Origin of the sequence: Massilia putida, from assembly GCF_001941825.1 — a bacterium.
Classification (GTDB): Bacteria; Pseudomonadota; Gammaproteobacteria; order Burkholderiales; family Burkholderiaceae_D; genus Telluria; species Telluria putida.
Window position 1 is genome coordinate 3,596,908 of the sequence record NZ_CP019038.1, and the last position, 12,675, is coordinate 3,609,582.

General features: G+C 66.1%; 9 protein-coding genes and 1 rRNA gene. 8 read left to right on the plus strand and 2 right to left on the minus strand.

Going from position 1 to position 12,675, the window contains the following annotated elements; all coding sequences use genetic code 11:
- Positions 1-76: 76 nt before the first annotated feature.
- Positions 77-1,605, minus strand: a 16S ribosomal RNA gene (locus BVG12_RS18215).
- Between the two features lie 484 nt (positions 1,606-2,089).
- Between BVG12_RS18215 and BVG12_RS18220 the strand changes: the two genes are divergently transcribed.
- From BVG12_RS18220 to BVG12_RS18250, 7 genes are all read left to right on the plus strand, one after another.
- Positions 2,090-3,415 (plus strand): SWIM zinc finger family protein, encoded by a 1,326-nt coding sequence (locus BVG12_RS18220; protein WP_075793636.1) that lies wholly within the window; start codon positions 2,090-2,092, stop codon positions 3,413-3,415.
- Positions 3,412-4,992 (plus strand): DUF5691 domain-containing protein, encoded by a 1,581-nt coding sequence (locus BVG12_RS18225; protein WP_075793637.1) that lies wholly within the window; start codon positions 3,412-3,414, stop codon positions 4,990-4,992. The genes BVG12_RS18220 and BVG12_RS18225 overlap by 4 nt, the downstream gene beginning before the upstream one ends.
- Positions 4,989-6,080 (plus strand): ATP-binding protein, encoded by a 1,092-nt coding sequence (locus tag BVG12_RS18230; protein ID WP_075793638.1) that lies wholly within the window; start codon positions 4,989-4,991, stop codon positions 6,078-6,080. Before BVG12_RS18225 ends, BVG12_RS18230 begins: the two co-directional genes overlap by 4 nt.
- Before the next feature lie 6 nt (positions 6,081-6,086).
- Positions 6,087-8,297: a DUF5682 family protein gene (locus tag BVG12_RS18235; protein ID WP_075793639.1), complete on the plus strand. Its 2,211-nt coding sequence runs from the start codon at positions 6,087-6,089 to the stop codon at positions 8,295-8,297.
- The gene (locus BVG12_RS18240; protein WP_075793640.1) at positions 8,287-9,429 is read left to right on the plus strand and encodes a VWA domain-containing protein; all 1,143 of its coding nucleotides are present in this window, start codon (positions 8,287-8,289) and stop codon (positions 9,427-9,429) included. The genes BVG12_RS18235 and BVG12_RS18240 overlap by 11 nt, the downstream gene beginning before the upstream one ends.
- A gap of 60 nt (positions 9,430-9,489) precedes the next feature.
- Positions 9,490-9,960, plus strand: coding sequence for a DUF6328 family protein (locus BVG12_RS18245; protein WP_075793641.1), 471 nt, complete (start codon positions 9,490-9,492; stop codon positions 9,958-9,960).
- Positions 9,961-10,294: 334 nt separating this feature from the next.
- Positions 10,295-10,771 carry a YbhB/YbcL family Raf kinase inhibitor-like protein gene (locus BVG12_RS18250; RefSeq protein ID WP_075793642.1) on the plus strand — a complete coding sequence of 159 codons (477 nt, stop codon included), beginning with the start codon at positions 10,295-10,297 and terminating at the stop codon, positions 10,769-10,771.
- Here BVG12_RS18250 and BVG12_RS18255 read toward each other — a convergent pair.
- Complete coding sequence (locus tag BVG12_RS18255) at positions 10,765-11,664, minus strand: LysR family transcriptional regulator (protein WP_075793643.1); 900 nt, start codon at positions 11,662-11,664, stop codon at positions 10,765-10,767. The genes BVG12_RS18250 and BVG12_RS18255 overlap by 7 nt on opposite strands.
- A gap of 115 nt (positions 11,665-11,779) precedes the next feature.
- Between BVG12_RS18255 and BVG12_RS18260 the strand changes: the two genes are divergently transcribed.
- The gene (locus BVG12_RS18260) at positions 11,780-12,640 is read left to right on the plus strand and encodes an aldo/keto reductase family oxidoreductase (protein WP_075793644.1); all 861 of its coding nucleotides are present in this window, start codon (positions 11,780-11,782) and stop codon (positions 12,638-12,640) included.
- The last annotated feature ends 35 nt before the right edge of the window (positions 12,641-12,675 follow it).

Here is a 12,675-nt window from a genome sequence, read left to right on the forward strand (position 1 = left end):
TTCTCGTTTAACTTTATTAACAGCCGATAAGCGTAGGCGCTTGATGACCGAGCTTGCGCTCGCAGTGCCACTCTAGAAAGGAGGTGATCCAGCCGCACCTTCCGATACGGCTACCTTGTTACGACTTCACCCCAGTCACGAATCCTACCGTGGTAAGCGCCCTCCTTGCGGTTAAGCTACCTACTTCTGGTAAAACCCGCTCCCATGGTGTGACGGGCGGTGTGTACAAGACCCGGGAACGTATTCACCGCGGCATGCTGATCCGCGATTACTAGCGATTCCAACTTCACGCAGTCGAGTTGCAGACTGCGATCCGGACTACGATACACTTTCTGGGATTAGCTCCCCCTCGCGGGTTGGCGGCCCTCTGTATGTACCATTGTATGACGTGTGAAGCCCTACCCATAAGGGCCATGAGGACTTGACGTCATCCCCACCTTCCTCCGGTTTGTCACCGGCAGTCTCATTAGAGTGCCCTTTCGTAGCAACTAATGACAAGGGTTGCGCTCGTTGCGGGACTTAACCCAACATCTCACGACACGAGCTGACGACAGCCATGCAGCACCTGTGTTCAGGCTCCCTTTCGGGCACCCTCCAATCTCTCGGAGGTTCCTGACATGTCAAGGGTAGGTAAGGTTTTTCGCGTTGCATCGAATTAATCCACATCATCCACCGCTTGTGCGGGTCCCCGTCAATTCCTTTGAGTTTTAATCTTGCGACCGTACTCCCCAGGCGGTCTACTTCACGCGTTAGCTGCGTTACCAAGTCAATTAAGACCCGACAACTAGTAGACATCGTTTAGGGCGTGGACTACCAGGGTATCTAATCCTGTTTGCTCCCCACGCTTTCGTGCATGAGCGTCAGTCTTGACCCAGGGGGCTGCCTTCGCCATCGGTGTTCCTCCACATCTCTACGCATTTCACTGCTACACGTGGAATTCTACCCCCCTCTGCCAGACTCCAGCCTTGCAGTCTCCAACGCAATTCCCAGGTTAAGCCCGGGGATTTCACGTCAGACTTACAAAACCGCCTGCGCACGCTTTACGCCCAGTAATTCCGATTAACGCTTGCACCCTACGTATTACCGCGGCTGCTGGCACGTAGTTAGCCGGTGCTTATTCTTCAGGTACCGTCATTAGAGTCGGATATTAGCCAACCCCGTTTCTTCCCTGACAAAAGAGCTTTACAACCCGAAGGCCTTCTTCACTCACGCGGCATTGCTGGATCAGGCTTGCGCCCATTGTCCAAAATTCCCCACTGCTGCCTCCCGTAGGAGTCTGGGCCGTGTCTCAGTCCCAGTGTGGCTGGTCGTCCTCTCAGACCAGCTACTGATCGTCGCCTTGGTGAGCCTTTACCTCACCAACTAGCTAATCAGATATCGGCCGCTCCAGGAGCATGAGGCCCGAAGGTCCCCCACTTTCATCCGTAGATCGTATGCGGTATTAGCGTAACTTTCGCTACGTTATCCCCCACTCTTGGGTACGTTCCGATATATTACTCACCCGTTCGCCACTCGCCGCCAGGTTGCCCCGCGCTGCCGTTCGACTTGCATGTGTAAAGCATGCCGCCAGCGTTCAATCTGAGCCAGGATCAAACTCTTCAGTTTAATCTCTGTTTTGACACTTTCGTGTCATGTCGCTCACTCAAAATACTGACCGTTACTCATTGCTGAGCAACGTATTTCTTTTGCGTGAACATTTGATAATTTAAGCATTCAGTATCACCGAAGCGATACTGGCACCTCATCAAACGCCCACACTTATCGACTGTTGATTGTTAAAGAACTTCGTGTTCGGTACTGCCTTGCTGCGCTTGCGAATCGTTTTGTTCGTCAGCAGCAGAGGAATGAGATTATGCAGTGTTTCGCTTAACTCGTCAACCCCTCGTCTATTTCGTCGCGCCGTCGTTTCCGACTCATTTCATGCGCTGCGAAACAGGACGCGCACTATAACAACGGACGCACCCGGGCGCAAGAGCCGTTGCGCGACCGCCACTTCCCCTCATTCTCAGCCTAGTTGACGTTTAGGCAATAATCACCGAATATTGCTCCACCGAGCTAGAAATTATATCAATCCTCCTGAAGGACACCGGTGACTCTCGACGCCAACCAGATCCTGGCTCTCGCTCCCGATTCCGCCTCGGCCAGGGCCGGCAGCCAGCTCGCGGCGCCACGAAACTGGTCCAATCTAGGGACGAGCGACGTCGCGCTGTGGGGCGAATGCCAGGGCAGCGGCAAGACACCGTACCGCACCCAGATCGACCTTGGCGGCCCTGCCTTCAAATGCACATGCCCCAGCCGCAAATTCCCCTGCAAGCACGGACTCGGCCTGTACCTGCTGTGCACTGCCGAACCCGCGCTGTTCGAGCAAGGCGACGAACCGGCCTGGGTGCGCGACTGGCTGCAGAACCGCCAGGTGCGCCAGGAAAAGAAGGTCTCCGCGACCACGCTCCCGAATCCGGAAGCCGCGGCCCAGGCCCGCAAGCGTGAGGAAAAGCGCGAGGACAAGGTCGATGCCGGCCTGCTGGAACTGCAGACGTGGCTGCACGACCTGGCGCGCGAAGGTCTCGCGTCCGTGCGCTCGCGCGGGCAGGGCTTCTGGGATGCGATCGCCGCGCGCATGGCCGATGCCCAGGCGGCGCCGCTCGCACGCCGTTTGCGCCGCACCGGCAGCATGCTGTACCAGTCGGGCCTGCGCAATGCCGAGACCCTCGTCGCGAACGAACTCGCATCGCTCTACCTGCTGACCCAGGCCTGGCAGCGCATCGATCAGCTGGCGCCCGCGCTGCAGGCCGACGTGCGCGCCCTGCTCGGCTGGACGATGAGCCAGGACGAGGTGCTGCGCCAACGCCCCGTCGCGGACCGCTGGCGCGTGCTGGCCCAAAGCACCTTCGACGACGATCGCTTGCGCGCGCGCGCGACGTGGCTCCATGGCGCCAGCCAGGGACGCTGGGCACTGCACCTCCAGTACGCGGTCGGCACGCAAGGCTTCGACCAGCAGCTCGCGCCCGGCACGGCATTCGACGGAGAGCTCTGCTTCTATCCGAGCGCCTATCCGCTGCGTGCCCAGATCCGCAGGCAGGACGAAGCCTGGCCTCTCTCCGCGGATCTCGAACCCTCCGACCTCGACGGCCTGCTCGGCACCTATGCGGACGCCCTCGCGGCACAACCCTTCCTCGAGCGCCATCCGGTGCTGCTCGGCGGCCTCGTGCCGGACGACGCAGACCGCGGCATCGTCCGCGATGCGCACGGCCGCCGCATCGCGTTGCATCCCGCGTTCCGCCATCCGCTTCACCTGCTCGCGTTGAGCGGCGGCCATCCGCTCACCGTATGCGGCGAATGGGATGGACGCATGCTGCTGCCGCTGAGCGTCTGGCACGACGGGCGACTGTACAACATCGACAGCGATTTCATATGATGAGCGACGACGCGCGCCAGCTGCAGCAGCTGTTAAAAATCGGGATGACCCGCGCCGGCCGCCCGCCCGCCGCCCTTGCGGCGCCGCTCGACGCGCTGCTGCCCTTTGACGCCGCGACGGTGCCCGAAGCGGCGCTGTGGCTGTCGCTCGGCGCCCTCGACCTGTGGGAGCGCAGCGGCTTCCTCGCACCGGACCAGCCGGCACCGGCGCCGACGCCGGGCGCCGCGCCCGACCTGCTCCGCCCCTGCCCGCCCCGCGCGCAAACCATCCTCGCCCAGCTGCTGCGCGGCCTGCATCCGGCCGGCCTGGAGGCCGAGTGGCTGCGCCTGCTGCGCCGTCACGACGGGCGCGTACCGGCGCACTTCCTGCCTAAACTGCTCGATGCCGCCACACACCAGCCGACGCTGCGCCCGCTGCTTCCGCCCGTGCTGGGCGAACGCGGACACTGGCTCGCGCGGCAGCAAGGGGAATGGTCGTGGGTGGCCGCCAGCGTGGAGTCCGACGCGTCGCTGTGGGACACCGGCACGCCGGCGCAAAGAGTGGCCGCGCTGCGCGACTGGCGCGTCCGCGATCCCGGTGCGGCGTTGTCCGCCCTCGTCCTGGCGTGGTCCGGCGAGCCGCCGGAACAGCGCGCGGCCCTGCTGGCGGTGTTGGCGACAAACCTGGGACCGGACGACGAAGCCTTCCTCGAAACGGTCCTCGACGACCGCCGCAAGGAAGTGCGCACCGCGGCCCAGCGCGTGCTTGCGCGCCTGCCCGGATCGCGGCTGGCGCAGCGCATGCTCGATCGCCTGCTGCCGTTGCTGCGGCTCGAACGTCCATTGCTGCGCGCGGCCCGCGTCAACCTGACCCTGCCGGCGGCGATCGATGCGGCCATGCGGCGCGACGGCATCGGCGCGAGTCCACATCACGGCCTGGGCGAAAAAGCCGGGTGGGTCGTCGACATGCTGGCCGCCGTCGATCCCGACGTCTGGACGCGGCATTTCGACCGTGCGCCACTTGCCTGCCTCGCCCTCGCCGAGCGCAGCGAATTCGCCGCCGTGTTCGTGCGCGGCTGGGCGCTGGCCGTGCAGCGCCATGTGCAGGACGAGCCGTCGCCCGGACAGCAAGCCTGGCTGCGCGACCTGACCGCATGGTGGATCGCCGCCGACCCGACCCTGCGCGAGGCCGTGCCCGACAGCCTGTTCGACCTCGTGGCCGCCCACTTTGCGCACGACACCGACGGCGCCTCCAGCGCCCTGTTCAATGCCCTGCCCGGCCAATGGATCGCCGACGGCGCCCGCGTGCGGCTGCTGGCGCGTCTCGCCGCCGGTTCGCCGGACACGTGGCCCGCGACGTTGAGCCGGCACGCGCTGCGGCGCCTGCAGCCGGTCGTGCCGGCGATCGGGGACACGGGCCACCCGTGGCTCGTGCGCCAGCTGTTGTCCAGCCTCGCGCTCGTGCTCGACCCGGCGACGGCCGCCGCCTTCGAACCCGCCCGTCTGCCCGACGCGCAATGGCAAAGCGCCATCGACGAATTCCTCGATCTCGTGCGCCTGCGCCACGAGATGACCCTCTCATTCCAGGAGCCAGCATGACCTCCACCTCGTCCGTCCTCCGCCAGCATGCCGAGCAGCAGTACGCCGAAGAACTGGACGCACTGATCGCGTTCGATACACGCCAGCGCCCGCCCCGCTGGACAATGTCGCCGTGGGCCGTGTCGACCTATCTGCTGGGCGGCCGGCTGGACAACGGCGTGACGATCAGCGCCAAATACATCGGCAATCCGCGCGTGATCGAGATCGCCGTCGCCACGCTCGCCACCGACCGTGCCCTGCTGCTGCTGGGCGTGCCGGGCACGGCGAAATCGTGGGTGTCCGAACACCTTGCGGCCGCGATCAGCGGCGACTCCACGCTCATCGTCCACGGCACGGCGGGCACCAGCGAGGAAGCCGTGCGCTATGGCTGGAACTACGCGCAGCTGCTGGCCAAGGGGCCGTCGCAGGAGGCCATCGTCCCGAGTCCGGTGATGCGCGCCATGCGCACGGGACGCGTGGCCCGCATCGAAGAACTCACACGCATGCCGGGCGAGGTGCAGGACAGCCTGATCTCGATCCTGTCCGAGAAAGTCTTGCCGATCGCGGAACTGGACGACGAGGTGCTCGCGCAGAAGGGCTTCAACATCATCGCCACCGCGAACGACCGCGACCGCGGCGTCAACGAATTGTCGAGCGCATTGAAGCGCCGCTTCAACACCGTCGTGCTGCCGCCGCCGCGCACGGTCGACGAGGAAGTGCGCATCGTCGAATCGCGCGTGGCCAGCATCGGCCGCGCGCTCGAGCTGCCGGCCGAGACGCCGGCGCTGGAAGAGATCCGCCGTATCGTCACCGTGTTCCGCGAGCTGCGCGAAGGCGTGACGAGCGACGGCAAGACGAAGTTGAAGGCGCCCAGTGCCAGCATGAGCACGGCCGAGGCGATTTCCGTCGTCACGCACGGCCTGTCGCTGGCGGCGCACTTCGGCGACGGCGTGCTGCGCGGCGCCGACCTCGCGGCCGGCATGGTCGGCGCGATCGTCAAGGATCCGCTGCACGACCGCGTGGCGATGCTCGAGTACCTGGAGACCGTCGTCAAGGAGCGCGACGGCTGGAAGGATTTGTACCGCGCCTGCCGCGACGTGATGGCGTAACGCGCGATGAGCGTCCACCTGTTCGGCATCCGCCACCACGGCCCCGGGTGCGCACGCAGCCTGGCGCAGGCGCTCGCTGCGCTGGCGCCGGACTGCATCCTCGTGGAGGGCCCGCCGGAAGCGGACGCGCTGGCGCGCTTTGCCGGCCATGCGGACCTGGTGCCGCCGGTGGCGCTGCTGCTGTACGCGCCGGCCGATCCACAGCGTGCCGTGTTCTATCCGTTCGCCGAGTTTTCGCCGGAATGGCAGGCGCTCCGCTACGCCAGCGAGCATGGCGTGAACCTGCGCTTCTGCGACCTGCCGCAGACCCACCGCTTCGCCCTGAACACGACGCGCGAACAGACGGACGACATCCATACGGACCCGCTGCGCTGGCTCGCCCGCGCGGCCGGCTACGGCGACACGGAGACGTGGTGGGACCACCTCGTCGAGCAGCGCGGCGACAGCCTCGATCTGTTTGCCGCCATCGCCGAGATGATGACGGCGCTGCGCAACGAAGCCGGTCCGCCGCCGGACGAGCTGGAAGTGAAGCGCGAAGCGTGGATGCGCACGACGATCCGCCAGGCCGTCAAGGATGGCCGCGAACGCATCGCCGTCGTGTGCGGCGCATGGCACGTGCCGGCCCTCGCCGTGCTCCCCAGCGCGAAGAGCGACGCTGATTTGCTCAAAGGCCTGGCGAAGGAAAAGACCGCGGCGACGTGGGTGCCCTGGACGCACGGCCGCCTCACCTTCGCCAGCGGCTACGGCGCGGGCGTGACGGCGCCCGGCTGGTATCGCCACCTGTGGCGCCACCGCGAGCGCGCCGGCCTGCACTGGCTGACGGAAGTCGCCACGCTGCTGCGCCGGCACGACCTCGATGCGTCGTCCGCCCACGTGATCGAGGCCGTGCGCCTGGCCGACACGCTGGCCGCGCTGCGCGACCGTCCGCGCGCCGGCCTGGATGAATTGATGGAAGCCGTGCGCGCCGTGTTCTGCTACGACAGCGATGCGCCGCTGCGCCTGATCCGGCGCGAATTGCTCGTCGACGAGGCACTCGGGTCGGTGCCGGACTACGTGCCGGCCGTGCCGCTCGCGCAGGACGTGGCCGCGCAGCAGAAGCGCCTGCGCATGCCCGTGCGCGCGGACGCGGCGGAGCTCGCCCTCGACCTGCGCCAACCCGCGCACCTAGAAAAGAGTGTGCTGCTGCACCGCCTCGCGCTGTTGGGCATCGCGTGGGGCCGGCAGCTGGAGGTACGCGGCAGGACGGGCACCTTCCACGAGCAGTGGCAACTCGTGTGGGAACCGGAATTCGCCGTCGACCTGATCGCCGCCAGCCGCTGGGGCGGCACTTTGGCAACCGCGGCGACGGCGCTGGCGGCCGACCGCGCGGCGCAGGCGCAAACGCTGCCCGAACTCACGCGCCTGATGGAGACGATCCTGCTGGCCGATCTGCGCGCGGCCGTCGACGCGCTGATGGCGCGCATCCAGGAAGTAGGCACGCTGACGCCCGATCTCGGCCCGCTGCTGGCGGCATTGCCGGCGCTCGTCAACGTGCTGCGCTACGGCAGCGCGCGCAACGTCGATACGCAGGCGCTGTCCAGCGTCGTCGACGGCCTCGTGGCGCGCGCGTGCATCGCGCTGCCGTACGGCTTGCGCGGCGTCGCCGACGATGCGGCGGCCGGCTTGCTCGGCCAGGTCATCGCGGCCGACCAGGCCGTACGCCTGCTGCAGAACGAGACGCATGCGGCGGCGTGGTTCGACGCGCTGGAAGCGGGCGCCACGAGCGATCTGTCGCATCCGCTGCTGGCGGGACGGTGCGGCCGCATCCTCACCGAACAGGGACGCTGGGATGCGGAGCGCGCCGCGCGCCAGCTGTCGTTGCGCTGCTCGCCGACCATCGCGCCGCTCGTCACGGCGCACTGGCTCGAAGGTTTTTTGCAAGGGAGCGGCGCGCTGCTCGCGCACAGCGACGCGCTGTGGACCATCGTGAACGGCTGGCTGCTCGCGCAGCCGGACCATGTCTTTACGGAGCTGCTGCCACTGCTGCGCCGCACGGTCGCCACGTTCAGTGGGCCGGAGCGGCGCGAGCTGGGCGAGCGTGCGGCGCAGGCGGGCGGCACGACCCCGAGCGCTGCGCCGGCAGCGGCCGTCGACCCGATCCGGGCACGGCGCGTGCTGCCGATCCTGCACACGTTGTTCGGCACCCGCGCCGCCCAGGAGACTATCCATGACGCATGAAAAAGAAGCGGCGCGGCGCTGGCGCCTCGTGCTGGGCCAGGACGCCAACCAATCGCTGTCGCTGGGCGCGCACGATGCCGCCATCGACGCCGCGCTGGACGCGTTGTATGGCGCCGGTCCCGATACGCGCGGCGGAAGCCTGGGCGGATCGGCGCCGCGCGTGGCGCGCTGGCTGGGCGACATCCGCCAGTATTTCCCGTCCAGCGTCGTACAGGTGATGCAGAAGGATGCGTTCGACCGCCTGGGTCTGCAGCAGATGTTGTGCGAGCCGGAAATGCTGGCGGCCGTCGAGCCGGACGTGCACCTCGTCGCCACGCTCCTCAGCCTGAACCGCGTGCTGCCGAACAAGACGCGCGCGACGGCCCGCGCCGTCGTGGCGAAAGTCGCCCTTGACCTGGAAAAGAAGCTGGCGACGCCGATGCGCCAGGCCGTCGCGGGCAGCCTGAATCGTGCCGCGCGCAACCTGCGGCCGCGCCACCAGGACATCGACTGGCTGCGTACCATCCGCGCCAACCTGCGGCATTATCAGCCGGACTACCGGACGATCATCCCGGAGACACGCATCGGCTACGGCCGGCGCGGGCGCTCGCTGCGCGACATCGTGCTGTGCGTGGACCAGAGCGGGTCGATGGCACCGTCCGTCGTATACGCGAGCGTGTTCGCGGCGGTCCTTGCCGGCATCAAGGCGGTGACGACGTCGGTGGTGGTGTTCGACACGGCCGTCGTCGACCTGACGCCGCTGCTGCACGATCCGGTCGAGGTCCTGTTCGGCACGCAGCTGGGCGGCGGCACCGACATCAACCGCGCGCTCGCCTATTGCCAGGGCCTCGTCACGCGGCCGCAGGACACGATCTTCGTCCTGATCAGCGACCTGTACGAGGGCGGTAACAATGCCGAGATGCTGAGGCGCGCGGCGAGCCTCGTCGGCAGCGGCGCGCAGGTGATCGCGCTGCTCGCACTGGACGACAGCGGCGCCCCTTCCTACGACCGCAACAATGCGGCGAAGCTGGCCGCGATGGGCATTCCCTGCTTTGCCTGCACGCCCGACCTGTTTCCCGACCTGATGGCGGCCGCGATCCAGCGGCACAGCCTCGAACAATGGGCATCAGCGGCCGGCATCGTACATGCGTGATGACAGACGTCAATCGTGCGCACAGTTGAACACAGCCGTAATTGGCGCTACTGTGACCCCATGGACGATCAAGCCTCTCAACAAGAAAAGAACCATCAGACAATGCGCGACATCATCGAAGAGGCGCGCTGCATTCTTCCTGGCCTGCAGGCGGTGTTCGGTTTCCAGACGATCGCCGTGTTCAACGAACGGTTCAACGACCTCGCGCTGTATGCACAGGCGTGTCACATGGTCGGCCTCGCCTTGATGGTCATTGCGATGGCCCTCCTGATGACGCCGGCCGTGTACTACCGCGCCCAGCATGGCTATGCGACATCGCTCATGGTCAAGGTGTCGCGCAGAGCCATCCGGGGTGCGCTGATGCCACTGGCTCTTGGCCTGTCGCTCGACATGTTGACGGTTGTGTCGCTTGCAACCGACACGCTGTCGCTCAGCATCGCTGCCGCAGTTGCTTCCCTCTTCCTGTTTGTGGGACTCTGGTATCTGATCCCGCGCCGTGATCCGATCCAGGTCAGCGAACCGCAATCCTGACGCCAACGTTGCCACGGCAGCGTTGTGTGAGGCGCCGAACAGATGAGGGCGCTTGCACCCGGATAATACCCTTGTGTTCACGGCATCGTGGACAAGGATTTTACGAACTGGGCGACACTGGCCTACCTTCAAGTTCCGATATCGGGGGGAGCACAGACGGTGGCGAGTGTTTGCCCAGCCGTTCATACAGCGGCGCCGCGATGGTCATGCGGCCGCTGTGACGGCTGGTGGCGGCCGGCGTGGCGGCGGGACACGAATACCCGCTCGCGCCGGCGCAACCCGCGTCGTTTGCCGATGTCCAAGCGTATGGGTTTCAGACGCAAAGGAGGCAAGCATGAGCCTGACCCTGACCTCGGCCGACTTCACGCCCGGCGGTCCCATCCCGGCCATTCACACCTGCGACGGTACAAACATATCGCCGGCGCTGTCCTGGTCCGGCGTCCCGCCCGACACCCGCAGCCTCGTCCTCATCGTGGACGACCCGGACGCGCCCGATCCCGCGGCCCCGAAAATGACCTGGGTCCACTGGGTTCTCTACAACCTTCCACCGCAAGCGAATCGTCTATCCGCCGGGATACGCGAAGCCGACCTGCCGCCGGGCACACAGGCTGGCCTGAACGACTTCAAGAACACGCGCTACGGCGGGCCCTGTCCGCCCGTGGGACGGCATCGCTACGTGCATAAACTGTACGCGCTCGACACGGTCCTGCCCGACCTGCGTCACCCGACCAAGGCACAGGTCGAAAAAGCGATGCAAGGTCATGTGAAGGCGCAGGCGGAGCTGATCGGCACGTACCAGCGCGGTCACTGATCCGCGCGGATGAAATCGACGAACGCGCGCAGGGGCGCCGGAACGAGTCTGCGCCCCGGATAGTAGAGATATGGGCCGGAAAAACGCGGCCACCACGGTTCCAGAACGGGCTCGAGCTGGCCGCGCTCGATGTACGGGCGCAGCCAGTCCTCGAACAGGTAGACGATGCCTGTGCCGGCGACGGCCGCGTCGATCTTCAGGTCGAGGGCGCCGCCGACCTGGACCAGCAATTGTCCGGGCGGATCGATCGTCACCGTCTCACCGTCGCACTCGAACGTCCAGCGGATGACCGCACCGCTGGCGAAGCGGGCGCGCATGCAGGCGTGGTCCAGCAAGTCGCGGGGATGTTGCGGCCGGCCGCGCCGGTCGAGGTAAGCCGGCGCCGCCGCTGCCGCCATGCGCTGGACTCTCGGCCCGATCGGCACGGCGATCATGTCCTGCTCGAGCTTTTCTTCATAGCGGATGCCGGCATCACAACCGGCCGCGAGCACGTCGACGAAGCTCTCGTCCGCGATCACCTCGAGACGGATCTCCGGATACGCGGCGAGAAAGCGCGGCACGATGGACGGCAGGACGAGCCGCGCCGCGCTCATCGGCACGTTCAAGCGCAGCGTGCCGGTGGGCGTGTCGCGAAAACCGTTGACGACGTCCAGTGCGCTCTCGACTTCGTTGAGCACCGGGTCGAGCCGCGCGAGCAGGCTGCGGCCCGCTTCCGTCGGCACGACGCTGCGCGTGGTGCGGTTGAGCAGCCGGACGCCGAGCTTTGTTTCGAGACGCCGCACCGCATCGCTGAGACCGGACGCGCTGCCGCTCGTGGCCCGCGCCGCATCGCGGAAACCGCCGGCACGCGCGACGGCGACGAAGGCCGACAGGTCGCCGAGATCGACTTTCATGTGTTTTCCATTGTCCGTTCAGACGTACAACCCATGCGGATTATGCCGGATTGTACTGGGATTGTTGCCGGCTTATCGTGGATGCACTGTTCACTATTTATCAAAGGAGAACCTCATGTCCAGTATCGATCGCGCCGGCACCTATCAGCTCGGCGACCGCACCGTCCGGCGCCTCGGCTATGGCGCGATGCAATTGGCCGGTCCCGGTGTGTTCGGGCCACCCCGGGATCCCGACGCCGCCCGCGCCGTGCTGCGCGAAGCGGTGGCGCTCGGCGTCAATCACATCGACACGTCGGATTTCTACGGGCCGCACGTCACGAACCAGTTGATCCAGGAGGCGCTGCAACCGTATCCCGACGATCTCGTCATCGTCACCAAGATCGGTGCGCGGCGTGATGCGCAAGGTGGCTGGCTGCCGGCTGTCTCGGCGCAGGAGTTGCGACAGGCCGTGCACGACAATCTGCGCAATCTCGGCCTGGACGTGCTCGAGGTCGTGAATTTCCGCAGCATGTTGGATGTGCATGGTCCGGCGGAAGGATCGCTTGAGGCGCAGGTGACGGCGCTGGCGGAATTAAGGGAAGAAGGGCTGATCAAACACGTCGGCCTGAGCAACGTGACGATGAAGCAGGTCGAGGACGCGCGGCGCATCGTACCGGTCGCGTGCGTGCAAAACATGTACAACCTCGTCCACCGTAATGACGACGACATGATCGATGCGTTGGCGCGTGACGGCATTCCTTATGTGCCGTTTTTTCCGCTGGGCGGTTTTTCGCCGCTACAGTCGGAGACGTTGTCGGCCGTCGCGGCCGGGCTGGATGCGACACCGATGCGGGTGGCGATCGCGTGGCTGTTGCGACGTTCGCCGAACATCCTGCTGATTCCTGGGACGTCCTCGGTTGCGCATCTGCGCGAGAACATGGCGGCGGCGGCGCTCGTGTTGCCGGACGAGGTGATGGCGAAGCTGGAGCGGATGTAAGAAGCACGAAGCCCGCTCAGGCAAGGATGGGTGGT